Annotated in this window: 17 protein-coding genes; 4 read left to right on the top strand and 13 right to left on the bottom strand. The window is 56.9% G+C overall.

Translation table 11 applies throughout. From position 1 onward, the window contains the following. The first annotated feature begins 5 nt into the window (after window positions 1-5). A complete protein-coding gene (gene tal / locus GYM47_RS06420) occupies window positions 6-944 on the top strand; it encodes a transaldolase (protein ID WP_139525635.1) in 939 nt (312 codons plus the stop codon). A gap of 59 nt (window positions 945-1,003) precedes the next feature. Here tal and GYM47_RS06415 read toward each other — a convergent pair whose 3' ends face one another. From GYM47_RS06415 to GYM47_RS06380, 8 genes are all read right to left on the bottom strand, one after another. Beyond that, window positions 1,004-1,522: an STAS domain-containing protein gene (locus GYM47_RS06415; protein ID WP_139525634.1), complete on the bottom strand. Its 519-nt coding sequence runs from the start codon at window positions 1,520-1,522 to the stop codon at window positions 1,004-1,006. Next, complete coding sequence (locus GYM47_RS06410; protein ID WP_153842446.1) at window positions 1,512-2,705, bottom strand: PP2C family protein-serine/threonine phosphatase; 1,194 nt, start codon at window positions 2,703-2,705, stop codon at window positions 1,512-1,514. The genes GYM47_RS06415 and GYM47_RS06410 overlap by 11 nt, the downstream gene beginning before the upstream one ends. Window positions 2,706-2,713: 8 nt before the next feature. Further along, window positions 2,714-3,517, bottom strand: a complete 804-nt coding sequence (locus GYM47_RS06405; protein WP_231125525.1) for an MlaA family lipoprotein — start codon at window positions 3,515-3,517, stop codon at window positions 2,714-2,716. 79 nt (window positions 3,518-3,596) lie between these two features. Continuing rightward, window positions 3,597-4,718: a beta-ketoacyl-ACP synthase III gene (locus tag GYM47_RS06400; protein ID WP_139525631.1), complete on the bottom strand. Its 1,122-nt coding sequence runs from the start codon at window positions 4,716-4,718 to the stop codon at window positions 3,597-3,599. A gap of 98 nt (window positions 4,719-4,816) precedes the next feature. Further along, the gene (hrpA, locus tag GYM47_RS06395; protein ID WP_231125545.1) at window positions 4,817-8,728 is read right to left on the bottom strand and encodes an ATP-dependent RNA helicase HrpA; all 3,912 of its coding nucleotides are present in this window, start codon (window positions 8,726-8,728) and stop codon (window positions 4,817-4,819) included. 203 nt (window positions 8,729-8,931) lie between these two features. After that, window positions 8,932-10,605, bottom strand: coding sequence for an AMP-binding protein (locus GYM47_RS06390; RefSeq protein WP_153842444.1), 1,674 nt, complete (start codon window positions 10,603-10,605; stop codon window positions 8,932-8,934). 164 nt (window positions 10,606-10,769) lie between these two features. Then, entirely contained in the window at window positions 10,770-11,549 is a 780-nt protein-coding gene (locus GYM47_RS06385) for a class II glutamine amidotransferase (RefSeq protein WP_153842443.1), read from the bottom strand. 27 nt (window positions 11,550-11,576) lie between these two features. Continuing rightward, the gene (locus GYM47_RS06380; RefSeq protein ID WP_153842442.1) at window positions 11,577-12,002 is read right to left on the bottom strand and encodes a hypothetical protein; all 426 of its coding nucleotides are present in this window, start codon (window positions 12,000-12,002) and stop codon (window positions 11,577-11,579) included. Between the two features lie 62 nt (window positions 12,003-12,064). Here GYM47_RS06380 and GYM47_RS06375 point away from each other — a divergent pair, with 62 nt between their 5' ends. Further along, window positions 12,065-14,140, top strand: coding sequence for a S9 family peptidase (locus GYM47_RS06375; protein WP_153842441.1), 2,076 nt, complete (start codon window positions 12,065-12,067; stop codon window positions 14,138-14,140). Here GYM47_RS06375 and GYM47_RS06370 read toward each other — a convergent pair. Genes GYM47_RS06370 through GYM47_RS06360 form a run of 3 tightly spaced genes read right to left on the bottom strand, consistent with a single transcriptional unit; the run spans window position 14,112 to window position 20,759 of the window. Continuing rightward, window positions 14,112-14,726 carry a biliverdin-producing heme oxygenase gene (locus tag GYM47_RS06370; RefSeq protein WP_139525625.1) on the bottom strand — a complete coding sequence of 205 codons (615 nt, stop codon included), beginning with the start codon at window positions 14,724-14,726 and terminating at the stop codon, window positions 14,112-14,114. The two genes, GYM47_RS06375 and GYM47_RS06370, sit on opposite strands and share 29 nt — an antisense overlap. Beyond that, a complete protein-coding gene (locus tag GYM47_RS06365; RefSeq protein WP_153842440.1) occupies window positions 14,716-16,206 on the bottom strand; it encodes a GAF domain-containing protein in 1,491 nt (496 codons plus the stop codon). The genes GYM47_RS06370 and GYM47_RS06365 overlap by 11 nt, the downstream gene beginning before the upstream one ends. Next, window positions 16,203-20,759 (bottom strand): EAL domain-containing protein, encoded by a 4,557-nt coding sequence (locus GYM47_RS06360; RefSeq protein WP_153842439.1) that lies wholly within the window; start codon window positions 20,757-20,759, stop codon window positions 16,203-16,205. Before GYM47_RS06360 ends, GYM47_RS06365 begins: the two co-directional genes overlap by 4 nt. Before the next feature lie 243 nt (window positions 20,760-21,002). Here GYM47_RS06360 and GYM47_RS06355 point away from each other — a divergent pair, with 243 nt between their 5' ends. Beyond that, entirely contained in the window at window positions 21,003-24,977 is a 3,975-nt protein-coding gene (locus GYM47_RS06355) for a putative bifunctional diguanylate cyclase/phosphodiesterase (RefSeq protein WP_153842438.1), read from the top strand. Between the two features lie 173 nt (window positions 24,978-25,150). Then, window positions 25,151-25,321: a hypothetical protein gene (locus tag GYM47_RS06350; RefSeq protein ID WP_168444442.1), complete on the top strand. Its 171-nt coding sequence runs from the start codon at window positions 25,151-25,153 to the stop codon at window positions 25,319-25,321. Between the two features lie 60 nt (window positions 25,322-25,381). Here the strand turns inward: GYM47_RS06350 and GYM47_RS06345 are convergent, their stop codons facing one another. Together GYM47_RS06345 and GYM47_RS06340 are read right to left on the bottom strand one after the other, a co-directional pair. After that, on the bottom strand, window positions 25,382-25,840 hold the full coding sequence (locus GYM47_RS06345) for a YcgN family cysteine cluster protein (RefSeq protein ID WP_153842437.1): 459 nt from the start codon (window positions 25,838-25,840) through the stop codon (window positions 25,382-25,384). A 31-nt stretch (window positions 25,841-25,871) separates the two neighbouring features. Then, window positions 25,872-26,450, bottom strand: coding sequence for an acyl carrier protein phosphodiesterase (locus GYM47_RS06340; protein WP_153842436.1), 579 nt, complete (start codon window positions 26,448-26,450; stop codon window positions 25,872-25,874). Window positions 26,451-26,471: the final 21 nt, after the last annotated feature.

The raw sequence follows: 26,471 nt of genomic DNA, 5'->3' as shown, positions 1-26,471 counted from the left end.
ACTGCATGGCCACTAGCCTATTAAACCAATTGAAAGAGATGACCACTGTGGTGGCCGATACGGGAGACCTGGAGGCCATCCGCCGTTTTCAGCCCAAGGACGCCACCACCAATCCATCGCTGATTCTTCAAGCTGCCCAGCAAGAGGAACGACGGGCTCGCTTGGCCAGTATTGCCAAAGACAGCACCGATCTGGACGACGCGGTCGATCGTGTAGCGGTGGATATCGGTAGCGAAATTAGCAAGCTGGTACCCGGCTACGTATCGACCGAAGTCAGCGCCCGCCTCTCGTTTGACCGTGACGCCACGATTGCCAAGGCGCACTCGCTGATCGAGCGTTATGCCGAGTGCGGCGTGGGTCCTGAGCGTATTCTGATCAAGATGGCCTCTACCTGGGAAGGCATTCAGGCCGCCCGCCAGTTGGAGCGCGACGGCATTCGTACCAATCTGACATTGCTATTCGGCTTTGCTCAGGCGCAGGCATGTGCCGACGCCGGTGCCACGCTCATTTCACCGTTCGTTGGCCGCATCCTCGACTGGCACAAAGCCCGTTCGCCGGAAGCCGACTTTAGCGGCGCCAATGATCCGGGCGTACAGTCGGTAAAACGTATCTACGACTACTATAAAGGCCATGGCTACCCCACGATCGTCATGGGAGCGAGCTTCCGGAACGTCGATGAAATTCAGGCACTCGCTGGCTGCGATCGACTCACCATCTCCCCTGCTCTGCTCAACGAACTCGACGAGCTGCAGGGTGACTTGCCACGGCAGTTAACGCCCATGGGTGCTAGCAGCTCCATCGAGCAAGCGCTAGCGCAGGCTGATTTCCGGTGGGAGATGAACGAAGACGAAATGGCGACAGACAAGTTGGCCGAGGGTATTCGCAAATTCATGGCCGATCAGCGTAAGCTCGAGGAGCTGCTGAGCGCGCTACGCCAAGGGTAAGCGCTGCCTCGGCAGCCCCCAACCAGGACGCCCTCTTAACCGCTCGCTAAGAGGGCGTTTTACTTATGTGTCACCGTCGATTGCGATTCGAGCATTTCGACCAGCGGTTGAAACTGCTCACGATTATGCTCGTTCATGTGCATCAAAATACGGTGCGCTTCCAAAATACGTGTGCGCAGGCCCTCTTCATCGGCAGGCTCGGCTGGCAAATCTTGCATCGATGAACTGAGCGGGGTAGTGGGCTGCAGAGGCGCTTCCATTAGCGTAAAAAAGCGCGCAAATCCCATGACGTCGAGCATCTGCCGCACGTCGGGGTTATCGGCAATGATCGTCGGCGGCTGTTCCAACCGCCCTTTGACGGCCATAGCGACTTTCGCAAGGAAGCCGAGCGCGGTGGAATCCACGTTGGTCGCTTCGCGCAGGTCGATCATCACCGCCTGGAGCCCAGGGGTTTGGGCAAGGCGTTGCGCTTGCGTATCGAGCGTGGCACACAGCGTCAGTCGCACGTCTCCGCAGAGCTTCAAGACAAAAACACCAGAGTCGAACGCCGCTTTGATACGGCCCTCTTCAATCAGCATGACCAAATCCGCTCACCATCATGATTGTCAGGTCATCGGGTAAAGCATCGCGGTCTTGGTTCGCCTCATCATCCGCATCGCCCTTTTCGAGGAGCGAGTTGGTGCTGGCTAGCCGGTCGCGCAGCTGCTCAAGCGTGACACTTTCGCTAACGAGTTGCTCAAGTTCCGTGAGCCGCGTGTCGAGCGTTTTACCCGGCAAGCATTCCAATACACCGTCTGAACACAGCCATAAACGAAAATTGGCCGGTAAAGCACAGCTAAGCGCAGGGTACTCCACATCGGGGAAAAGGCCTACCGGCATCCCTTCCCCAGCAAGACGCTCTAGTTTACCGTCGGCTGCGAGCAGCGGCATCGGTAGCTGAGCACCGAGCGAATAGTGAAGAGTATGCGCCTCATGGTCAATAACACCGACGAATAAAGTGGCATGTTTTCCAATATCGGTATCCTGCAGCTCACGGTTCATCGCCGCGAGCCAGTGGGGGGGCAATTGCTCTGGGGCTTGGCCATCCCACTCGTTGAGCCAACGGTTACACAGATATTTGAGCAGCACCGTCACGAAAGCAGACGACGCGCCATGCCCCGACACATCGGCAAAGTAGAACGCACTGAAGCGATCGTTATAACGTTGGTAGTCAAGAAAGTCGCCTGATAAATACAGCGATGGCGCAAACCAGTAGTCGTAGTAAACGCCACTGATCACTTTGGGATGCGCGGGCAACAATCGGCGCTGAATATGGCCCCCGCTTTGTTGATCCATGCGCAATAGCGCCAAGTGCGTCTCGAGGCTCTCGTTGAGCTCTGCCAGGCGCTCACGGTCACGGTCACGCTCCTGCGCCAAAGCGTGCAGCTCGATCGCTTTGCGAATCATCCGGCGCAGTAGTTCAGTATGGCGTAGCGGGTGCACGATATAATCCACCAGCCCCACATCGATCGCCTTGATCAGGTCAGCATCCTGGCGAGAGTCGCTCACGATGAGCGTGGGCAGCCGAAGCGTTAACGGCGACCATTGCTGCCGCGGCACAGCGCGCGCATGGGCGACGATCAACGCAGTGCCGTTAGGCAAATGGGCTATGTTATCGGCGGCGTACACCCACATGCCGTCGCAAGTAATCGCCTCGGCCAGCGCATCGCGCTCGGGGCCAGGCTCATCGATTACTGCGATCAACTGCTTAGCGTGATCCATGTTGGGCCTCAATCGGCGAAATCGTCGTCACCAAAGTCGGTATCGTCGAAATCAAAATCATCCATGGCAAACGGGTCATCGCCCAGCGCTCCGTCATTCACCTCGAACTGTCGGCGCTGTAAATAGGCATCGCGTACGAACCGATAGCGATCTCCCGAAATCAACGACTCTTGATCCAGCAAGCCCGCACGTATATCGATGATGTTCAGCGCTGTCAGACCGATCCTGACACGATCTTCGTCTAGGTAAGTGGGCGGATAGGCGGCCATGTCGGCAGGTCGACCGGTGGCATCGCGCAGCGTGCTAGGGCCAAACAGCGGAAGAACCAAATAGCGCGAATCTTCCCAGCCCCATACGGCTAGGGTTTGACCAAAGTCCTCCTCATCGGCAGTGATCTCCATCAGAGTGGCGTAGTCCAGCAAGCCGCCGATACCTACCGTAGAATTGATCAAAAAGCGAGAGGTCGCGAGCCCTGCATTAGCAGGCTTGCCCTGGAGTAAGCTGTTGAGCGCCGTGCGTATCTCTGCCAAGTTGGAGAAAAAGTTACCTACCCCTGTTTGAACAGGTTCAGGCGTGATGGTTTTATACCCCTGCGCTACCGGCTTGAGAGCGTAGCGGTCCAATACGTCGTTGAACGCAAACACGCGTCGATTGAAACCTTCCCATGGATCCTGTGGATCAGCGGCCACTTGCGCCTCCGCCGCTCCCTCCTCTTGAGAAGCCCCTGTGCTCGCGCAGCCGCCCATGCCGAGCATCGTGAATAGCAGAAGCGGCAACAGCTTCTGCCATCCATTTCCCGCTTGTCTTTGCATTGCCCACCCCTTCAGCATGCGTTGTCCTCTTCCCGTATTGCTCGCGCTTCTCAACATTCACTCTCGAATCGCCACACGCTTACTGACGGCGCACCACCACGCTGCCCGCACTGTAACCTGCACCGAACGAGCAGATAACGCCGATATCCCCGTCCGTTAACGCCTCGCGGTGAAGGTGGAAAGCGATGATCGAGCCTGCCGAGCTAGTGTTGGCATAGCGATCGAGAATGATCGGGGCCTGTGTCTCGCTAGGTTCTACACCCAGCACTTTACGTGCAATCAAATCATTCATATGGCGGTTGGCCTGATGAAGCCACATACGCGTCAGATCAGCACCCGACAGCTCGAGCGAGGCAAGATGGTCGGTGATGAGCTTAGCCACCATCGGGCAGACCTCTTTGAAAACGCGTCGTCCCTCTTGCACGAATAGCTTGTCCAACGCCTGCGGATCACTGTCGGTCACACGGTTCAAAAACCCAGCATTGTTGCGAATCGCGTTGGAAAATTTGGTGACTAGCCGCGTGCCAAGGATCTCATAGCGTTCCCGGGCCACCGCCACGTCGTCATTTTCCAGTACCATAGCCGTACAAGCATCGCCGAAAATAAAGTGGCTGTCACGGTCTCTAAAGTTCAAATGCGCCGAACAGATCTCCGGGTTGACGATCAAGGCCCGCTTGACACTGCCTGCCGCAATCGCATTCGCCGCCGTTTCCAGCGCAAACGTGGCGGAGCTGCAGGCAACGTTCATATCGAATCCGTAGCCAGACGTACCCAATGCTTGCTGTACTTCTACCGCTACCGCTGGATAAGCGCGTTCTAAGTTAGAGCACGCCACGATGACCAGCTCGATATCTGCGGCATCCACCTCAGCCGCCGACAAGGCTTGGCGTGCCGCCTGGGTGGCCATCTCACACTGGATGGAGGGCTCGTCATTACGACGCTGTGGCAGTTTGGGTCGCATGCGCTGGGGATCAAGGATGCCGTCAGCATCGAGCACGTAGCGGCTTTTGATACCCGAGGCTTTTTCGATGAACTCACTGCTAGAATATGCCAATGCTTCTTGTTCGCCCCGTGCGATGGCGTTGGCATGCTGGGCGTTGTGCTGATCGACCCAAGCATTGAAAGCAGCGACCAACGCCGCGTTGTCAATGGCGTTTTCCGGCGTGTAAAGCCCAGTACCGGTGATCACTACGTTGGTCATGCTGTCTCCTTAAGAGGCCTCGACACGTCAAGCCGAAACCATCAGTCAAATAGTATCGTGCAGGCAGACCATCCTGCTCTGTGCTGACGAACGCTGTGTTAGGGATGCGTGATCTCTTCCCAGCGTTTTTCCAGGCGCTTTACTGACACCGGCATTTTTGTTCCGAGCTGCTGCGCAAACAGAGAAACACGCAGCTCCTGGAGCCACCAGCCGAATACCACGAGTGCCGGGTCTTCAGCGTTACCGCGTCGCTCGCTTTTGCGTCGCGCGTCGAAGCGTTCTTCGAGCGCCTGGACATCCTGCATCATCATTTGATCACGACCTCGTTCGCGGGCCGCCTTTTCAAGGCGAATCAACGCGGCTTCGGTATAGCGTGGATACTCATCAAGCCACTCCCCAGCATCGCGAATGAAGCCAGGATAGACCAACCGCTGCATCTGTGCGCTCACATCACTGTAAACGAGCGCTAACGCAAAATTGAGCTTCCCTTTAAGCACCTTGGTGACGGCTAAATGCCCTTTCAAGGCGTTTTCAACCCGCTCCAAAAGCGTTACCGCATAGGGAATCAGCGAGTCGCCGGTCCTATCGAGACGCTCGGCGAGCTCAGGGGCAGAGCGCGGCAGCGGATGTGTCGCCACCACCTGGGTAAACACTGCTAGCAGCAAGTCGTCCACGAGCACCTGCTTAGTGCCTACTTTAGCAAATAGCAGCGCGCACTTTTCCACCCCAGGCAAGCGTTTGATCGCTTTCACTTGCTCGGGCTGCTTTGCGATGGCTAACCGGGCAACGCCCTCTTGGTGGGCCGCAGTGGCTTTCGCAGGGTGATCGAACAGGCTGACGTTGAAATGATGCCCATTGGCGACCAGCGCTGGATAGGCTTCTACACGAATGCCCGCTTGCGTGGTCACACGCGACTCGGGCAGCGGTGTCTGAGGTAGTTCGTCCATCGAAGGCGCTTGGCTTGCCTGATCGGCCAACGCCTGGGCCCCTGCACTAGCCGCCTCTTCGAAACGCTTCTCTAGTGCCCTCACGTCGCGCCCCTGGCCAAGCATGTCACCCGCATGATCGACCACTCGCACGTTCATGATCAGGTGCGGGGGTAGCAAATCGAGACGCCAATCGTCTGGATGAACACGGGTGCCGGTACGTCGGCGAATGAACTCACCCAACGCTTCGGTAAGCGGCCGCTCATCGGGCGCTAGCGTCTCCAATGCAGCATCGACCCAGTCAGGAATGGGCACTACCTGACGACGAATGCTTTTCGGCAGCGATTTCAAAAGCGCAATACACTTCTCGCGTAGAAGCCCCGGCACCAACCACTCAAGGGCATGAACGGGCAACTGCGGTAGCATGGCCGCAGGCACGGTTAGGGTCACGCCATCGTCGGCGGCATCCGGGTCGAAGTGGTAACTGACCGGGTACGCGACGCCAGACAGCGTTAAATGATCTGGATACTGCGCCAGAGTGACGTCATGGGCATCCCGGGCCTTGAGAGCATCGATATCGAACTTGAGCAGCTCAGGGTCCTGACGCTCGGCCTGCTTACGCCAGTGCTCGAAGCCCTTGCCATTGACGACATCTGCGGGTATGCGCTCGTCGTAGAAGGCAAAGAGCGTCTCTTCGTCAACGAGAATATCCCGCCGACGGGCGCGATCTTCTAGCGCTTCGACTTCATCGATTAGCGCACGATTATGGGCGAAGAACGCCCCTTTGGTTTGAAACTCGCCTTCCACTAGCGCCCGGCGGATGAACAGCTCCCGCGACTCCTGTGGCGCAATGGGCCCATAATGAACACGACGGCGCGCTACGATAGGTAGGCCAAACAGAGTGACCTGCTCGAAGGCGACCACCTGGGCACGCTTCATCTCCCAGTGAGGCTCACTGTAGCTGCGTTTCACCAAGTGTTCCGCCTGCGGTTCGATCCATTGGGGGTCGATTTTGGCGACGGTGCGGGCAAACAGCTTGGTGGTTTCGATCAACTCGAAGGCCATGACCCATTTGGGGGTTTTCTTGGCCAGCCCTGAGCCTGGATGAATCATGAACTTGCGGTTTCGCGCGCCGAGGTACTCGCGGTTTTCAAGTAACGTGCCCAAATGGGAGAGCAGACCCGATAGTAACGCCTGATGCAGCTTACCGGACGTTTTCCGTCTGGCTTGCTTGGCCTGCTCTTCGCTTTCGTTCTCATCACGGGGTAGCGGTGCGGGCACCTCGATATCCATATCCCGCAACAGCTGGCGTAGCTGGCGAAACGTATCGTGCCACTCGCGCATGCGCAGGTAGTTGATGTAGTGCTCGCGACACCAGCGGCGCAGCTGGTTGCCGGATAGCGCATCGCGGGCGTTATCAATGCCATGCCACAAGTTCAACAACGCCACGAAGTCGGAATCCGGATCGTGCCAGCGCTGATGCGCCTGGTCGGCGGCTTGGCGCTTGTCGGCGGGCCGATCGCGGGGGTCTTGAATCGCCAGCGCCGATACGACAATCAGTACGTCACGCAGGCAGCCCCGCTCTGCACCAGCCAACACCATACGGGCCAAGCGAGGGTCGATGGGCAGCTTCGCCAGCTTACGGCCCAGTGTGCTCAGTTGCTGCTTCTCGTTGACGGCACCGAGCTCGAAAAGCAGCCTAAAGCCATCTTTGACGAAGCGACTATCGGGCGGGTCGACGAAGGGGAAGTCTTCGATACTGCCTAGCTTGAGTGCCAGCATCGACAAAATGACCGACGCCAGGTTGGTACGCTGGATCTCCGGGTCGGTGAACGCGGGCCGAGACAGAAAATCCTCTTCGTCGTAAAGACGAATACAGACGCCTTCGGCGATCCGGCCGCAGCGGCCCTTGCGCTGATTGGCGCTGGCCTGGCTGACTGGCTCGATGGGCAGTCGCTGAATTTTTGCCCGGTAGCTGTAACGGCTGATGCGCACAAGGCCCGGGTCAATGACGTAGCGTATCCCCGGCACGGTGAGTGAGGTTTCGGCCACGTTCGTCGCCAGTACGATCCGCCGTCCCCGGTGAGGAGCAAACACCCGATTCTGCTCTTCGTTGGAGAGGCGCGCGTACAGCGGCAAAATCTCGGTGCCTTTCAAGTCAGCACGGCGCAACGTATCGGCAGTTTCACGGATCTCCCGCTCGCCGGGTAAAAACACCAGTACGTCCCGGGGGCCATGCAGCCAGCCTTTTTCTCGTTCGATCGTTTCGATTTCTCGCACGGCGTGAACGATGCCTTCTTGCAGTGTGCGGTCCTCTTCATCCTCATCGCTGCGCGCCAACGGACGGTAATGCACGTCTACCGGGAACGTTCGGCCCGACACCTCGACCACCGGCGCTGGCGTTTCAGGCGTGCCGAAATGCGCCGCAAAACGCTCCACATCGATTGTGGCCGAGGTGATGATGACTTTCAGATCAGGACGCTTAGGCAGCAACCGTTTGAGGTAGCCAAGCAAGAAATCGATGTTCAGGCTGCGCTCGTGGGCTTCGTCAATGATCAGCGTGTCGTAACGGAGCAGCAGAGGATCGTGTTGAGTCTCGGCCAGCAGGATTCCGTCGGTCATCAGCTTGACGAGCGTGCTCGGTGAGCTTTGGTCGTTGAAACGGACCTGATAGCCTACTTGCTCGCCTAGTGGTACGCTCAACTCCTCCGCCAGACGCCCCGCGACGCTGCGCGCCGCCAGACGCCGTGGCTGAGTATGGCCAATCAACCCTTTACGGCCACGACCCAGCTCCAGACACATTTTAGGTAACTGAGTGGTTTTACCCGACCCCGTCTCCCCGGCCACGACCACCACTTGATGGTCACGGATCGCGGCGAGAATATCCTCACGGCGCTCTACCACCGGCAGCTCTGCCGGGTAATCCAGCGTCACGCGGAGGCTTTCCCGCTGGGCCAGCAATTGCTTGGCTTGGTCGACCTCCCGCTCCACCTCGTTCAAACCGCGGTCGATCGGTTTGTTCTCTCGCTGCCGCCGCCGTAGGCCCGCCACCCGACGCGAGAGCCGCTCCTGATCACGCCGCATGACGTGATCTAGCGACGCCTTGAGCGTTGCTAGTGAGGAAGCGTTGTCTTGCAGGGTGTCGATACGGGATGAGTGCGTGTCGGTGGTCACGTTAGGCTCGGTTCCATCTCAGAATAAACGTCGGCCCACTTGCAAGTGGGCCGACCATTGTAACGCTTTCGCGAACGAGACGCCTAACGTCCGCTTGACCGAGTACTCAAGCTTTATGGCGTAGAAGGCTTTTCCTGATCACGCAGTTGGCGGCGCAGCACCTTGCCAACGTTGGTCTTCGGTAGCTCATCGCGGAACTCGATGTATTTGGGCACTTTGTACGCAGTTAGCTCTTTCTTGCACCAAGCCCGTAACGTCTCGGCATCGAGCTGGCTGTTTTTCGACACCACGAATAGCTTGATGGCCTCACCCGCGTTCTCATCGGCGATGCCCACGGCCGCTGCTTCCAACACATCTGGATGTGCTGCGACGACGTCCTCGACCTCATTGGGGTAGACGTTGAAACCCGACACCAAAATCATGTCCTTCTTACGATCCACGATTTTGATGTAGCCGTCGCTCTGTAATACAGCGATATCTCCTGTCCGGAACCAGCCGTCATCATCGATGGCGTTACGCGTTTCCTCTTCACGCTGCCAATAACCTTTCATGACCTGAGGGCCCTTCACACACAGCTCCCCTGGCTCTCCAAACGGCATATCTTGGCCATCGCCATCCACCACTTTCACCGACGTACCCGCGACCGGTTTGCCAATGGTGCCCAATTGAATGGCATCGTTGGGGTTGAAGCTGACGATAGGCGACGTCTCGGTAAGGCCGTAGCCTTCGGCAATCGGGCAACCGGTGGTCTCTTCCCAGCGCTGAGCAGCCGCCTTGGTCAGCGCCATGCCGCCGGAAATGGTCAGTTTCAATTTGGAGAAGTCGAGCTGTTTGAAGTCATCACGATTACATAGCGCGTTAAATAGCGTGTTGAGGCCGATAAAACCGGTAAACGGCAGCCCTTTGAGTTCTTTAACGAAATTGGGCAAATCTCGAGGATTGGTGATGAGCAGCGAGTGATTGCCGGTTTCCATCAGGAACAAGCAGTTCACGGTAAAGGTGTAGATGTGGTAGACAGGCAACGGCGCAATCACCAGCTCTTCACCATCGGTGAGATGTTCACCGATGGCTGAACGGGCCTGTAGCATGTTCGCCACCAAATTGCGGTGGGTCAGCATGGCCCCTTTAGGCATACCGGTCGTGCCGCCCGTGTACTGCAGCGCTGCCAAATCCTCCAACGTGCGCTCCACAGGGGTGTGCTTTAGCGACGCGCCTTTCTTCAGTGCGTCTCTAAAGCCAACGGCGCTGGGCAGCGAGTAGGCAGGCACCATTTTCTTGACGTGCTTCACGACGGCATTGATGAGCCAACGCTTGGGGGCATCGTGCAGGTCGGCAAGCTGCGTTACCAATACATGCTTGATGTCCGTTTTATCGAGCACTTTTTCTAGCTTGTCGGCCATATTGGCCAAGATCACGATGGCCTTGGCATTGGAGTCTTTGAACTGGTGCGCCATCTCCCGCTCGGTATACAGCGGGTTGGTGTTGACCACCACGAGCCCCGCCCGCAAGGCACCAAACACTGCCACGGGGAACTGAAGCACGTTCGGCAACTGGATGGCGATCCTGTCTCCTGGCACCAAGTCGGTCTCATGCTGAAGCCAAGCCGCGAAGTGAGCCGAAAGACGGTCAAGGTCGGAAAAACTCAGCGTTTTGCCCATGCAGGTAAACGCGGGCTTGCTTGAAAAACGTGAGACGGCTGAGTGAAAAACATCCGTAATAGAGTGGTAGTCTTCCAACCCTTCAAGCGCTGGTCCGCTTAAAATAGAGGTGTTGGCGTGTTCGCTCATGGGCTATCTCCGCTATCCGTGTCGATATGAGACCGACCTTGTTATTGTGGTGGGGTTGTATAAAGCGACTAAATGCCAACGATATACGACGTTTAGGGCACTGTAAAACGATCGATTGAAACTTACGTTTCAACTTTAGCTTATACCCTTCGAACCCTATTGCATTATGGACAATATCGCGCGCTGATTTCTCCCTCACGCCATACCAGTAACTCCCCTGGCACCATGCGCTGCCATGCCTCGTTTTGAGTGAGCGGCTCAGTCGCAATGACCGATACGATATCGTTGGGCGTCGTATGCTCGATGAAATTGACCGTCATCTCAGCATCAGATAGCTCCGCCTCACCAAAGGGCGCACGCCGAGTGATGTGCGCCAACTTGGTGGTGCAATAGCTATAAAGATAGACGCCGTCAGAAAGGAGTAAATTAAAAACGCCTAAACCCCTGAGCTGCTCACATAGTGAATGCAGTGTTTCCCATAGTGCCTCTGGCGAAGCCGGTGGCATAGGAAACGTGCGCCGCAGTTCACCCATGATCCAGCAAAACGCATGCTCGCTATCGGTATTGCCCACCGGGGTGTACATCCCTAAGGGCAGCGACTGCCAGTCGCTCAGTTGACCATTATGAGCGTAACACCAAGGCCGACCCCACATTTCACGGGTAAACGGATGCGTGTTGGCCAGCCTTACCCCGCCCACGTTGGCTTGGCGAATATGACTGATGACGACGTTGGATTTGATCGGATACTCACAGATCAAGCGGGCAATCGGTGAATCTACGGACGGGTGAGGGTCTCTGAATTCGCGATAGCCGCCCTCCTCATAAAAGGCGATACCCCAACCGTCGCGGTGCGGGCCTGTGCCTCCACCGCGGTGCAAGAAGCCTGAGAAGCTGAAGCAAATATCGGTGGGCACGTTGGCACTCATGCCCAGCAATTCACACATGGGCGCGCTCCTTTGCTGCTTCTCCCACTAGCGGATGACCGGTTCACGGCGACGTGTCGGCTGGGGGGCCTCTTCCGCTTGATGGCGCGGCGGGGTGTGCTCTTCAGGCAACGGGCGACGCCACCACCACAGCGCGATGCCAATGCCTGCCCCCAGCGCTACGCCCAGCACGGCCCACAGCAGCCCGGTACGCATGGCGCTTGCGCTGTGCTCAAAGAAACCAACGGCCGCCACCATCGCCGAGGGCGCCCAGCCGGTATAAAACTCCCCCTCCTCAACCAGCGGCAAGCGGTAGTTCGCAGGCATCCACATGGCGCCCGGCACGCACCAGGTGATCACTAATCTTGGCAGACGTGGAAACAGGGCCAACGCAAAGTACACCGCTAACAGAACCAGCAGTGAAAGACCGTAATAACTTAACCACAGCAGTGACATTGAGTCTGCAAACAGCATAATACCCCTCATGTGGGTGGAATCACCCGACGTTGATTTCCCGTTATGGTACCTGTCAATTTATGAAAGCACAGCCTGGTATGCACGAAGGCTCGCCCGTCGCGCACTATTATCGCGCCGATGATCCTGAATGGCACTGGTTAGAAGACCGCGAGAGCACTGACGTCAGCGATTTCATCACTGCGGCCAACCAGCAGCATGCCGACTGGTTTGCCCCCCTCTCACCCCTAGCGGATACGCTCTACCGTTCGCACCTTGCACGCAGGGAGTTAGCGGTCAAGAGTCTAGAGACAGCGCTTGACCACTTTACGTTCTGGAGCGAGACCGGCGCGGAAGATGATTACCCTTGCTGGTGGCGTTACCCCAACGGCCAGCCAGAGCAAAAAACCTGTTTTCTCGATGTCCGCGAGCGCGCTGCTCATCAGCCGTTCTTTGATATGGGGGACATGGCCCTCTCTCCCGACGAGCAGTGGCTGGCCTGGACGGAAGATACTCAGGGTGACGAGCGTTTTACGCTGTGGTTGAAAAGGCTGCCTAACGGAGCGCCCCGTCAGCTAATTAGCGATATCGGCCCTAGCGTTTGCTGGGCGGAAGACCAAAGCGCCGAGGGTGCCACGCTTCTATTCACCCGCTTCGACGACACCCAACGACCAGACAGCTTATGGCGTCTGTGGGTCGCTTTTGCCAAGGACGGGGGTCAGCCATCTCCTGAATTGATCTTCCGCGAAGCCGATCCGGAATTCTGGGTCGGCGTGGGCAAAACACGCTCGAAAGCCTGGTTAATGATCGAAACTGGGTCGAAGGAGACCACGGAAGTGCTTGCTCTTCCAGCCCACCGGCCAGCCGTCCCGCCGGTATGTCTTCATGCTCGCCAACCGGGTGTAGAGGTAAGTATCGATCATCGCCCTGGCACGTTCTATCGCTTGAACAACCAAACGGGACCACACTTCCAGTTAGACATCCGCACCGATTCGTTGAGCAACCCACAGGCGCCTTGGCAAACGCTGATTCCTCACCGCGACGATGCAACGCTCGAAGGTATGGATGCATTCTCATGGGGGCTAATTCTGGCCGAGCGCAGCCATCAAGATGCACAGGTAAGGTTGCGCCGTGTGGAACTGGATGCGCAACATCATTTCCTATTCGATGGCTATTTGGCGCTGCCGGAAACGCTTTGCTCACAGCTTCTGGAAGACTCGCCCCACTTCGATACGCGCACGCTGCATCTACGAGAAGAGTCGTTCACCCGCCCGCCAAGCTGGTACGCCCTGGATCTCGATAGCGGTCAACGCAAACTGTTGAAGCGCGTCGCCGTTCACGGCCACCTGACACCTGAGCAATTGACCAGTCGCCGAATATGGGCGACCAGCCACGATGGGGAGCAGGTGCCCATCTCGGTGGTCATGCGGACCGACTTGGCCGACCAACCGCTGCCCACTCTGCTGTACGGTTATGGTGCCTACGGGGACGCACTGGACCCCTGGTTTTCGATTGCCCGACTGGAGCTTCTGGAACGCGGCGTCGCGTTTGCCGTGGCTCATGTGCGGGGTGGTGGTGAGCGCGGCGAACCGTGGTACTTGAAGGGCAAGATGGCCCACAAAGAAAACAGCTTTCACGACTTTTTAGCCGCCCGTGAGGCCCTCGTCACCGCCCATGTCAGTCAACCTGAGCGGGTGATCGCCTATGGGGCCAGCGCCGGTGGGCTACTGGTAGGCACCTGCCTTAACCGCGCGCCCGAGGCGTTCTGTGCCGCCGTATTGGATGTGCCTTTTCTGGATGTGCTGCGCACCATGCAAAACCCAGCGCTGCCGCTCACCACGGCCGAGTACACGGAATGGGGGAATCCTGAAGACCCAAATGTCGCCAAGCGTATCGCGGGCTACTCGCCTATCGACAACATCCAACCGCAGCGTTACCCAGCGCTGTGGGTCGAAGGAAGCTGGTTCGATACTCGGGTGAGCTACTGGGAGCCTGCCAAGTTCTACGCCCGCGTCACACAGGCGCAGCAGGGAGACGCGCCCATTCTGCTGCATACCGACATGAGCAGTGGGCACGGTGGCGCCTCGGGCAGGTTCAAAGCCTGGCGGGATGCCGCACGCCAAGACGCATTCATTCTATGGGCGCTAGGGCTGGCGTAATGGCGTCGTCGGCGGGAAGCGCCGCAGTGAGCGCTTGGTTGAACTCACCAAAGGCTTGGCGAGCGCCCATAACGACGTCGGGCCATGTGGACTCAGGACACACGGCTTCGGCATAGTGCCAAAAAGCAGCCCATGCGTGGGGAGTCAGCGGCACGTCGGTAAAAAAACGGCATGGCACCTGCTCCCCCAGTAAGCGCCGAACATGCCGACCAATCAGCTGTCCGCCCAGTCGAGACCCCTCTAGCACGTACATCATTCCCACCTTTTCGTATGCGTTGGCGGGGGCGGTGAACGGCCAAGCCGACTGCTGCGGTTGATTCAGGCCTACGAGGTCCTGGCGAAGCAGTGGCTCCCGCAGGGTCAATGGATAGCGCGCTTCGTCATCTACTGGCGACTGATCTAACGTAAACTCCAGCCCGGCAATGGCAGGATAAAGCGCCGCAAGCCCACGTCCAAAGCGGGTCCTATCAAGGTGAGGACTCAGCAGTGTCACCAATGCCGGATGATGGTCGATGCAGCGATGGTCGGCTTTCGTCGCGAGCCTTAGTGTCTGCGCCAGTAGCCCCCCTGCATCTTTATGCTTCATTTTGCCGCCACGGTATTGTCTTGGCTTGCTGGAGCAGCGCACGTAGTTTTAAAAGATGAAGACGGGTACTTTTGGTCCAGGGTCGGCTGTGCCCCAGTCGCTGTTCGACCCAAGCTTCGAAGGACCGCCTTGGTGACACCATGCTGCCTCCTTCGCGGTAATCCACCGGCTTATCGGGATTGCCTCCCCAGGTGACGTTGTAAATGTGCTCCACGCGGCATAAGTAAAGATTGACGGTATGATGCGAGTCGAAGGGAAGATCGCTGATCAATGCCACACCCGCCACTTCACTAAGCGGCATCCCCGGGCAGTCACGCTGCAGACACTCGCTGACCCAAACATTGCTGGACTCCTTCGCAGCCTGGGTTGCGACCATCGCCATCACATGAGGCGTCAACCCTACGCCTTGCTGGTAGTACTCCTCCCCCATCTGCAGTATGACGCCATCTACACTGAAGGTGTCCATCAACCACTCGCTCAACTCGTCCCAGGCGCTTTCAAGCTCGCCGTGACGCATCAGCACCGACTTAGCGTGATCGAAGTAGCGCTGCAGACCATCGATGACTTGCTGACGCCGACGCGCTTTGAAATCGCGCAGACGTAAGTTAAACCCCTCACTCAACGTACGTATGGACTCAAGCTGGCTGAGCGTAAGCTGTTTGGGCATAGCAGCATGGCAAGAGATAAGCGCATCCAACTCTCCCCCCTGGATGATCGGTAGCGAGACGGCACCCTCAATGCCCATATTGGCCATGTACTCCAAGTGCACTGGCGAGGCACTGCGCAGGTCGACGTAGCTCAAGTCAGGCGTTGCATCGGCCTGGGTCGCATAGATCGGTACAGGGGCGGCCGTGGCATCGGGAATCGTACGCCACGGGTTCTTCAAATAGAGTTGGCGAGCGATATAGGGTATGTCGCTGGCGGGAAAACGCAGCCCACGATAGCTGCCCGTCACGCCCTCGCGGCGCGCCTCGGCGATCACCTCACCATCACCCTCTGGCATGAAACGGTAATAGAGCACCCGGTCGAAACCACTCACCGCCAGCAGGCTATCCATTAGCGCCTGACACTGGCTTGCCAGCTCATCAGCACTCTCCGGCACAGCCGTAGGAGGGCTGACGGCAACCATCGGTGCGGCATGGGCATCGACAGGATACAATTCATAGATCAAACCGCGCCCATGATGCTGAGTCACCACGACATCGAACTCTTGCCGGGGCGTTTCGCATTGACCCGCATGCCGCTCTCCAGGACCTAGGTTGGGGAGCGTTTTGACGATACCGTCAAGAAAGGCGGGCAACGGCTTTCCCAGGGCTACTTGGGGCTCCACATCCCTCAATAGAGTCTCTGCATTGGCCGAAACGTGTGAGACCGTGCCATCGACATCGGTAATCAGCAGCACACCATGGGGCTGAATGGCGCCAGAAAGGTGTAGCGCCTCCTGCTCACAGTGGTGGATAAAGCCACGGGATTGGGTCATGACACTACATCCTGAGAGGGGGCATCGTGGGGGTGACCACTGCCGGTAATCAAGGCCGTGAATTCGGCCAGCGGTAACGGTTTCGAGAGTAGGTAACCTTGAACAAAGTCACAGTCGTTTTCAATCAACCACGCTAATTGAGAGGAGGTTTCGACCCCCTCCCCCACGGTGCGAATGCCCAAGGCCTTTGCCATACCCAAAATCGCCAGCGCAATGGCGCGATCACCCTCGTCTTTTTCCCCTAAACCATCCACGAAGCTTTTGTCTATTTTCAACTCGGCCAAGGGCAGCCGCTTCAAGTACGCTAGCGATGAGTAACCAGTGCCGAAGTCGTCCACGGCCAGTTTAATGCCCGCTTCACGCAGCTTTTCGATATTGCCCAACGCCGAACTCGACCGATCCACTAGGGTACTTTCCGTGATTTCCACCTGAATCAGTGAGCAAGGCACCCGGTACTGTTTCAAGCAGCCGAACAGATGCGTAATGAAGCGCTCCTCTTGAAAACTACGCGCGGATACGTTCATAGCCACTGGCGGCGGCGTCAGTCCATCGTCACGCCACTTGGCCAATTGGCGAATCAATTGCAATGCTACGTAGCGGTCCAGCTCCAGAATCAGGCCGGTCGCTTCGGCCACCGGTATGAAATCGACAGGACTTACCTGTCCCAGCGTGGGATCGACCCACCGCAGCAGCGCCTCGGCTCCGGATAACGCGCCTTGGTCGACACAGACGAATTTCGGCTGGTACACCAGCTGTAAACGGTCGTGTTCCATTCCGTCGCGCAGGGCATGCTCGATGGCGACATCACGCATCAGGCGTGCTTGAAGCTCGGGTTTAAACAATTCGAACCGATCACGACCATTTTCTTTGGCTCGATACATTGCCGTATCAGCGGCTTTGGTGAGCCCAGCCACGTCGTCACCATCATCGGGGCAGAACGCCAAGCCAACGCTAGAGGTCACGAACAGCGCATGACGGCGCACGTCGAAAGGCTTGGAGAGTGCCTCGACAATCCGCTTAGCGACCTGCTCGGCCCCTTCGATGGAGGTATCCACGAGGATGACCGTAAACTCGTCACCGCCTAGGCGGGCAACGGTATCCATGTCCCGCACCAGCTCTTTCAGACGATGCGCGACTTGAATGAGCAGCTCATCCCCAACGTCATGCCCCAGGGTATCGTTGATACTCTTAAAGTTGTCCAAATCCAAAAACATTAGTGCGCTGGCCTGCTCACTACGCTTGGCGTGAGCAATCGCTACTTTGAGACGGTCCTGAAACAGCGTTCGATTCGGCAAGCCGGTCAGCGCATCGTGGGTGGCCAAATACTCTGCTTGGCGCTGCGACTCCTTGATATGGCTGATGTCCGAAAAGACCGCTACACATAGCGCTTCGTCTTGGCTATCGGGCTCGATCATATTGAGCGTTAGCCACTGCGAAAATAACGTGCCGTCTCGGCGTTTGTTGAACACTTCACCCTGCCAATATCCGTGCTGTTTGACGATGTCCCACAGCACATAGCAAGTGCCCCGTCGTTGCCTACCCTCCTGGCTGTCATCGTCGCGGTACAGCAAGGGTAGCGCGGGCTGTCCCTCGACAGCGTCAGCCGCGTACCCCGTAATGCGACTAAACGCATTATTGACCGACCTAACATTGCCTTGGGCATCGATGACGACAATCGCCTCGCCAGCTTGCTCGAAGACCTTCGAGGCCACCAGCATTTCTCGTTCGGCGTGTTTACGCGCGGTAATATCTTCAGACTCAGTCAAAATCAAGTAGGGATGGCCTTGCTCGTCACGTAGCACTTGATGCACGCAGGACAAGACACGCGCAGTGCCGTGATCGCTGGGGAGCGTATGCTCAGCCTCAACGATTTTTTGAAAGCGCACCGCATCCATGTCCCGCGCCCATACCGAGCCTGCGTATGCGTCTGGGAAAAGCTCGAAGACACTTCGCCCAATCAATTGCTCTTTCGTGAGACCAAACGTTTTGAGAAACTGCGGATTGGCAAACGTGTAGCGTCCGTTGAGATCTTTCAACGCGACCATGATCGTGCTGTTTTCCATTAGCGCTTGCATTTGCGCTTGAGATTGTCTGAGCTTCGCTTGCACTTGGCTCAGGTCGGTCACGTCCATCAACGTAACGACCAGTAGCTCCACCGTCCCTTGCTGATTGATGCCGGGGGTGATCAGCCGCTGTAGTAGTCGCCCTTCGAGTTCGATAACGCTCTCCACCGGTGCAGCCTGCCGGGCAACGTCTGCCATGGCGTCCTCTAGATCATCGAACACCTGCGGTAAGCGAAGCCCCGCCACATGGCGCATCAGCGCGGTTGGACGAACATTGAACGAGCGTGCAGCAGGCGCATTGTAGCGTTTGAGACAAAGTGCACCATCGAATACTAGTAGCGGAAAATCGAGCGCATCGTACAGATAGGTATATTCTTCGTTGAGCTTCGTCAGCTCGCCGGTTTTCACGTTGAGCTCTTCATTCAAGCTGATCAGTTCTTCGTTCGTCGCTTGCAGCTCTTCGTTGGACGCTTCCAACTCTTCGTTCGTGGCCTGAAGCTCTTCATTAGACGCTTGGGCCTCTTCGTTGAGCGACTGCATCTCCTCATTGGCGGTCGCTAGCTCTTCAATGAGCGACTGTAAATGTTCGCGAGTGGCCTCTAGCTCATCCTCTAAACTATCGGCGCCATCGAGTAAAGGTGGCTCCATGAGCTGGTCGAGCGGCATTCGAGCTGGCTTTTCGATATCCGCCAGCGGTGCCAAAACGATCAAGATACGCCGCTCGTCTCCTTGGTCGGTGAGCCCACGAACGCTGAGCTGCCACCACTCATCGTCAAGCCGCCGACGTCGCCCTAGCTGTGGCGTTCGCTGTTTGTTGAACTGGTGTAACAAGGACATCAGTTCACCGCAAAAAGGGTCGATCATGACATCCTGAATGCCCACCTGCGTGCGTCCGGCAGGAAAGCGTAAGAAACGTTTTACCTCCCCGGCGGTATGCTGAACGTTACCCTGAGCATCGCATAAGGCCACGGTGATCCCCATGTGCGCAACTAGGGCATCCAAAAGCTGCTGCAGGTCTCGATCTTGGCGCTTCACGGGAGACATGACGCTTCTGGACGTCGGCGCGTTATTCATGATCTCGTGACTTTCGCCCTGTTTGGCAAATAGTCGTTCGCGACGGTCGACTGGAGTAAACAGTGGCTCACAGTGTCCAATGCTCTCGGAACGCCCTAAAAACAGAGTGCCTTTTACCCTAAGACCAAAATGGAAGCGCTGCAGGACTTTAGACTGAAGCTCACTATCGAAGTAGATCAAGACGTTCCGGCAGGTAATCAGACTCAAGCGCAAAAAGGGTGGGTCGTCGACCAAATTGTGCTTTGCAAACACAATCATATCCCGCAAGGTTTTGTTCACTTCATAAAAGTGTTCGAGGCGAGTGAAATAGCGGGCCAATAGGTCGGGCGATAGCGCCTCTAATGCAGCGCTTAGGTAACGACCACGCCGGGCTATCTCTAATGCATATTCGTCAATGTCCGTGGCAAAAATCTGCACCACCACGCTGCTATCGAGCATGCGCTTCGCTTCAGCGATCAACAGCGCAAGGGAATATGCCTCCTCGCCGGTCGCACAGCCCGCTACCCAGATACGCAGCGGGCCCGCATCGGCCTCTTCTACCATGGAATGAATCACTCGTTTGAGCGCGTCAAACGCCGTGGTATCTCGAAAAAAAGCCGTTACGGAGATCAATATATCGCGTCCAAGCTGTTCAAGCTCAGAGGGGTCGCGCTCCAACAATGCAACGTACTGCTGAATGTCCGCGACGTGAGTGGCCACCATACGACGGCGGATCCGGCGACTCAACGTGCCCAGTTTGTAGCCGGAAAAATCCAGATGGCGACGCTCTTTTAACAACGAAAGCACCCGCGGAGGCACCGCTATTTGGTTTCCTTCGAGGCTCGCGCACTCTAGGCGCGCCAACTCAGACAGCCGAGCAGCCATCTCGTCGACGTCGAGAATATAGTCGATGACCCCGGCATCAATCGCCGATTGGGGCATCCCATCGTACTTGGCGCTACTTGGCGTTTGCACCATGGTGATGCCACCGGCGGCTAAGATCGCCCGCAACCCGGCAGTGCCGTCCGATCCCGTCCAAGATAGCACGATGCCGACGGCAGATTCATGTGCATCACTGGCTAATGATGAGAAAAAATCGTTGATTGAGGGCTTAGGCACGATATGGGGCAACGCGGGCGTCGTGTGAAACGCACCTTCTTTGATCGTCGCGTTGGTGTTGGCGGGCACGACATAGATGACCCCTGGCTCAGGGCGCTGTAGATGTTCGAGCCTCACCACCTGCAGCCGTGTTTCTCGGCTGAGGATTTCCACCAGCATACTCTTGTGATTAGGAGACACATGCTGCAGCACAACAAACGCCATAGGCAACGCAGGGTCGAGCGGTCGGATCAGGTTGGAAATGGCTTCGAGCCCGCCAGCCGAGGCTCCGACCCCTACCACAATGGGCGGTACAGGCGCAGAAGTTGCAGCGGTCATGAGGTGTCCTTGCAAATCGAGAGGTCTTTCCCCAGTCTACACAGCTCTATGGTAAAGCTATATGTCCCCAACCGATAAACTATAAACGCAGTCGCTATTTAGCGTTGATAGGCGCACCTTGTAGAGCCGACTTTCGACGGATGGCGCCTTGCCAGCCTAGGGGATCGCTGAGAGTATTGGCCTGTACTGTGCAATCGCTATATCGATATCGATTCCCACCCTGTTTTAGGTGGCCGCTGCCTAATGGATGTCAATAACCGTGAGTTAGCGTTACAGACGGGCCTACTCATGCTGTTAACCACCACGGTCATTATCGGTGGTGCCAGCTTGATATTTGGTACTGTGCCTCGCCTGCCCCAGCCGCAAGCACTGGCGATACTTCCCGATAGTTCGCTCGTCATCCTACTCTCGGGATTGGGCTTGAGCGCCGTCATGGCAAACGCCCCTCGCTGGCGACGTATCGCGGGCATTACCCTGTTGTTGTTGGCGCTTTATACGGCTATCCATAACACCTTTGCTGGCAGCTCGGGCGTCTCTTGGCTCACCGGGCAGCCCAGGCTACCCAGCCAAGCCGCGCCTATTTCCCTGCTCGCGGCGTTCTGTTTATGGGTCGGACCCAAAGGTGCCTGGCAACGTCGCATATGGCAGAGCGGGGGGATGGTGCTGTGGGGGATCGGTGCAATAACGCTCCTCCACAATTTAGGTGTCGCACTGCCTAACTGGCTGCCTCGCGCCAGTGCTCCGTTACCCGCTTTTTTGTGTTTCTCGTTTGGCTTGGCCATGATCATGGTGAGTCGGCACGTCCCACACTTGGCGGCCTCGTTGAGCAAAGCCGCTGTTGCTGCAGGCATCGTGGGTGTAGCGCTGAGCATGAGCGCTTGGTTTTTATTGAGTTGGAGTCAGCATGCCACCATCCGCACAGAAGCAGAGAACACGCTCGCCAGTGTCACCACCAGTGTCGAACGTACACTGAACTCTCGTGCCGTCATCCTTGAACGTCTCGCTGAACGCTGGCAAAACCTGCCCGAAGAGGAGATCTTTCGCCAACAGGAAGTGGCTCGCTACTGGCGTGATTATCCCAGCATCCGCGCCCTGGCCTACTTCCTCCCCTCAGCGCGAGACGTCTGGCGACATGCTCAGCAGGAAAACGAACTTTTATGGCTGGATGACCAGCTCGTCAGTCAGCCGGTATTACGCTGGCTGAATCAGCCACGAACCGTTCAGTGGCTCTTTCCTGATCCACAGCGCCCTGATATGGCTCTTTTGGCAGTGACCCCCTCGGTCGAGGAACGGGCTCAGCTCGTGGCCGTCATCGATATAGCCTATCTCATTACTCAAGAGACCCAAATTGCGGATCAAGCTTTCTCGCTTTCGATCAGCCATGCAGGCGGTTCCATCCTCTCAGCCGACACCGCGACAGATGAGCAAGAAGCACGACCACAGGACGCCCCCCTTAGCGAGAAGCGCCTTGGGCTGCCAGGTGATGCGGCGCTAAACTTGAGCCTTTGGCCGCGCCCTTCACCTACGTTCGATGTCGCTCAATTCCTTGCTGCCAGTATCGGCATAGCGGGTTTGCTACTCACCTATCAACTGGTGCTTAGCTTCGCCTTGATCGCGGCAAGAGCTCAGCGGACACGGGAGCTTGCCAAAGCCAAAGAGGCACTGGAGGATCAGCACCGCATTCAAGCCATGATTGCTCGCGACGAGCCCTGCAGCGCCACCCTTCTGCAAATTTGCCGGCTCTTGGAACAACAAAGCCCACACTGCCACGCGGCCATATGGCGGCTAGACAACACAGCGACCTACCGAGTGGAAGTACTCTCCAGCAGTCTACCGTTTGCCCTCCAAGACTCGCTATCCTTCAGCGAGAGCCTCGTCACGCTGGCCAGAGAACTACATCAGCAAGGGCAATCGACGACGCGTCTTACCCCAGATACCAACATGTCGCTGACGTTTACCCAAATGGCGGCCGAGAATGGCTATGTTTGCGCCGACGTACATATCATAAGCGGCTCAGAGGAACTGCCTTTGGGCGTGGTGGTACTGCTGTCGCAGCAGATGCCCGCATCGGCAGCCAACCACACCGCCGATACCGAACCAACGCTGCTACCTAGCGCTCTGCGATTAATGCGTTTGGCTATCGAGCGTTATCACCACCAGCAAACCCTACAAGACAGCGAACAGCGCTTTCGCTCACTGTTTACTCAAAATCCAGACGGCGTGTTTTCGCTCGATATCGACGGCCACTTCCTCAGCGTGAACCAATCACTTCTGACGCTGATGGGCATGAGCGAAGCCGATATCATCGGTCAACACCTTGACAGTTTCGTGCCCACCGAGCAGCGCGAATCGATCGACGAAGTCTTTGGCCAGGCGCTCACCGGCGTGGCACAGCGTATAGAAATCGAGCTTCCTAGCCAAACGGGGCAACTGCACTTCGTCGATATCTCGTTTCTACCGACAGTGGTCATGGAAACGGTGGTAGGCGTGTACGGCGTGGTAAAAGAGATGACCGCCCTGCGTTTCAACGAGGCGCAATTGCGTATCTTTCAGCGCAGCCTGGAGGCGAGCAGTAATGGCGTGTTGATTTGTGAGGCTCGCGGCGACGACTTCCCAATCATTTACGTCAACCCCGCCTTCGTTGCGATCACCGGCTATGAACTCGACGATGCCCAGCAACAAAATTATGACTTTTTAAAGGGACCAGATACTGACCCCAAACAGGTACAAGAGATCCAAGACGCGCTCACCCGTCAGCAAGACATCAGCTTGACGATTCGTCACAATCGTAAAGATGGACGCGCATTCTGGAACAACGTGTTCATATCCCCCGTGCGTGCGCAAGATGGCAAAGCGACCCACTTTGTGGGCATTATCAACGATATTTCAGAACGAAAAGATCACGAAAACGAGCTGGCATTTCATGCAACGCACGATGCGCTTACTGGACTTGGCAACCGGGCGCTGTTCGAAGATCGTTTACGCCATGACGTCGACTTAGCCAAGCGACACCATCAGCAGCTCGCCGTGCTGTTCATCGATTTGGACGAATTCAAGCCGATCAATGACACGTTGGGCCATGCCATCGGCGATCAAGTATTGATCCACGTGGCACGTCGTTTGGAGGACGTGATTCGCCCTTCGGATACGCTTTGTCGCTTTGGCGGCGACGAATTCGTGCTTCTGCTGCCTGATTTGGACGCTCCCCATCAAGCACAAGAGGTGGCCGAACGCTTGCTCTTAGAACTCGCCCAGCCCTATCGCATCGACCGGCACGAACTCTATCTCTCGGCGAGTATCGGTATCGCGCTCGGCGATGAGGGCCTCGATAATCCGGCGGCTCTGCTTCAACAGGCAGACATGGCGATGTACAAAGCCAAACAGCAAGGGCGAAATACCCAGCAAATCTTTACACACGATATCAATCAGAAGTTGACACAGCGCGTCACGTTGAGAAACGACCTTCAAGAAGCCATCAGCCAAGAGCAATTCGAACTGCATTATCAACCACTGCTGGGTCGAGAGGGCGATGTACGCGGTTTCGAGGCGCTTCTTCGTTGGAATCATCCTGTCAAAGGCCCCATTTCACCTGCGCTATTCATTCCCATCGCCGAGGAGACGGGACAAATCATCGGCTTGAGTCAGTGGGTCATGGAGCGTGCCGCCCAAGACTTCATGAAACTGCCACCAGATCTACCGAGCGACTGCCGCATGGCGATCAACCTATCTCCCATGCAATTTCATCGCCCTAGCTTTTTGAGCTCGCTACGCAACACCCTCGACGCCGCAGGTCTCCCGCCCACCGCACTGGAGCTGGAACTGACCGAAGGTATTTTAATGAACGACACCGACGCCGCCATCGATACGCTGCACGCGCTACGAAACATGGGGATCAGTATTGCGATCGATGACTTTGGCACGGGGTTTTCGAGTCTTAGCTACCTACGCCACTTACCCATCGATAAAATCAAGATCGATCGCAGCTTCATTATCAATATTGGTGACAACAGCAAAGATGCCGCCGTCGTGCAGGGAATCATTGCACTCGCTCATCATTTAGAGCTCACCGTGGTTGCCGAGGGTGTCGAAACCCACCAACAGGAGCGATATTTACTGTCGCTGGAGTGCGACGTGCTACAGGGGTATTTGTTCGCCAAACCCATGCCATTCAATACCCTCATTGGTTGGCTAGCCAAGCATAGGACTCCCCAAGGGTGAGTCTTGACACCAGCAAACCAGCAGCGCCGAGGCGCTGCTTTTTTATGAGTACGTGTTGGCGTCGAGTTTATTTATGAAAACATTTTCCATAAAACTTCACAGGGCGCTTTTTTTACGTCATACTAGCCATAAGTTTCATATACCAACGTCTAACCAACATGACGAGGCACACCATGAATTATCAAGATAAGTTTCTGACCATCTGGGACGCACCGGTCACATCAGCGGCGCAAGAAAAAGCCAAGCAAAGCGTTCAGCAGCGTGCCAACAGGCCTCAATCTTCGGCGCTGAAAGAAGCGTTCCTAACGATTTGGGACAGCACGAAAAGCAAAACCGCCAGCTAACCCAGAGGGCAGCTAGCGGCCGAATTGCCAAGGAAGGCAAACACCACAACGAGCATCACATCATGTCATCGGGATCACGGCAATAATGTGCTCTTCGAGATTTTTCTCTGGCACGTCATCCTGCGACACGGCAAACCCACGCACACTCACTCCTTTGCGGTGCACCCGCTCGGCATCGTTACTCAACAATGGGTGCCAACCCGCCAGCTTTCGCCCTTCCGCTACGCGCCGATAACCACAGGTTTGCGGCAACCAAGTAAACTCTTTGACCAGCGCAGGCGTTAGCTGCGTACAATCCGGCACGCTGTCAAAGCGGTTCTCATAATCACTGCACTGACAGCTATGGGTATCCAGCAGCCTACAAGCTACGTTCAGAATGGCCAGCTCTTTCGTCTCGTCATCGTGCAGCTTGAGCAAACAGCACTGGCCGCAACCATCACACAGCGCCTCCCATTCGGGCTGGGTGAGTTCTTCCAGGGGGTAGCGTTCCCAGAAGCGCTCGCGTAGCGCGGTATTCATCTCTTATCACCTCAGCAAACCGTTACGTCTATTAGTGAATACTCTCAGCGCCATCGCTGGTTAGCTCTGCGCGGCACTCGCTCCACAGTCGACTGAAATCGCGTTCCAGTGCAGCGTAATCTTCACGCAGCCAGGGAACGAGCTCGGCCAAGCGGTTAGCGCCTGACAGCCGCTGCCCAATGCCCGATACCGCACGGCAGGTAAAGTCGAAATCCGCATAGCGGCGAAGCCAGTCTTGCTCGACCAGGACCGGCATCATCGTCGACAGCCGCTGGGGTGCAGGCCAAGCACTCAGTAAACGATAGCAGCGCTCGACCAACGCGGATTGCTCGGCCCCTGCATGCTGGCGGGCAATGAAGTGATCCCAGACGATATCCAGCGCAATGCCCGCGTAGCGTCGCTGCGTCCTCGGGGCACGCCGTTTGGCCAACAAAACACTCGGGTGCTGATCTACCCAGGCATCCACCCGTCGATGATGACGAATACCGCCTGCAACACTCGGCGACCACCCAGAGAGATCGCTGCCTTTTACGCCATCGGCAATCAAATTGCCGTACAAAAAGCCATCGTCGCCTGGCTGTGCCAGCCAGGCGTGGGCCAGAAAGTTCATAGTGCCCTACGCTGCCTTCGT

This window comes from Vreelandella piezotolerans (assembly GCF_012427705.1).
GTDB lineage: Bacteria > Pseudomonadota > Gammaproteobacteria > Pseudomonadales > Halomonadaceae > Vreelandella > Vreelandella piezotolerans.
This window is presented reverse-complemented; position numbering and strand designations above follow the sequence as displayed.

What these genes read in the sequence shown, in the direction of transcription:
- tal (WP_139525635.1), top strand. Translation starts at nt 6, where the DNA reads ATGGCCACTAGCCTATTAAACCAATTGAAAGAGATGACCACTGTGGTG.
- GYM47_RS06415 (WP_139525634.1), bottom strand. Translation starts at nt 1,522, where the DNA reads ATGCTGATTGAAGAGGGCCGTATCAAAGCGGCGTTCGACTCTGGTGTT.
- GYM47_RS06410 (WP_153842446.1), bottom strand. Translation starts at nt 2,705, where the DNA reads ATGGATCACGCTAAGCAGTTGATCGCAGTAATCGATGAGCCTGGCCCC.
- GYM47_RS06405 (WP_231125525.1), bottom strand. Translation starts at nt 3,517, where the DNA reads ATGCAAAGACAAGCGGGAAATGGATGGCAGAAGCTGTTGCCGCTTCTG.
- GYM47_RS06400 (WP_139525631.1), bottom strand. Translation starts at nt 4,718, where the DNA reads ATGACCAACGTAGTGATCACCGGTACTGGGCTTTACACGCCGGAAAAC.
- hrpA (WP_231125545.1), bottom strand. Translation starts at nt 8,728, where the DNA reads ATGCGGCGTGATCAGGAGCGGCTCTCGCGTCGGGTGGCGGGCCTACGG.
- GYM47_RS06390 (WP_153842444.1), bottom strand. Translation starts at nt 10,605, where the DNA reads ATGAGCGAACACGCCAACACCTCTATTTTAAGCGGACCAGCGCTTGAA.
- GYM47_RS06385 (WP_153842443.1), bottom strand. Translation starts at nt 11,549, where the DNA reads ATGTGTGAATTGCTGGGCATGAGTGCCAACGTGCCCACCGATATTTGC.
- GYM47_RS06380 (WP_153842442.1), bottom strand. Translation starts at nt 12,002, where the DNA reads ATGCTGTTTGCAGACTCAATGTCACTGCTGTGGTTAAGTTATTACGGT.
- GYM47_RS06375 (WP_153842441.1), top strand. Translation starts at nt 12,065, where the DNA reads ATGAAAGCACAGCCTGGTATGCACGAAGGCTCGCCCGTCGCGCACTAT.
- GYM47_RS06370 (WP_139525625.1), bottom strand. Translation starts at nt 14,726, where the DNA reads ATGAAGCATAAAGATGCAGGGGGGCTACTGGCGCAGACACTAAGGCTC.
- GYM47_RS06365 (WP_153842440.1), bottom strand. Translation starts at nt 16,206, where the DNA reads ATGACCCAATCCCGTGGCTTTATCCACCACTGTGAGCAGGAGGCGCTA.
- GYM47_RS06360 (WP_153842439.1), bottom strand. Translation starts at nt 20,759, where the DNA reads ATGACCGCTGCAACTTCTGCGCCTGTACCGCCCATTGTGGTAGGGGTC.
- GYM47_RS06355 (WP_153842438.1), top strand. Translation starts at nt 21,003, where the DNA reads ATGGATGTCAATAACCGTGAGTTAGCGTTACAGACGGGCCTACTCATG.
- GYM47_RS06350 (WP_168444442.1), top strand. Translation starts at nt 25,151, where the DNA reads ATGAATTATCAAGATAAGTTTCTGACCATCTGGGACGCACCGGTCACA.
- GYM47_RS06345 (WP_153842437.1), bottom strand. Translation starts at nt 25,840, where the DNA reads ATGAATACCGCGCTACGCGAGCGCTTCTGGGAACGCTACCCCCTGGAA.
- GYM47_RS06340 (WP_153842436.1), bottom strand. Translation starts at nt 26,450, where the DNA reads ATGAACTTTCTGGCCCACGCCTGGCTGGCACAGCCAGGCGACGATGGC.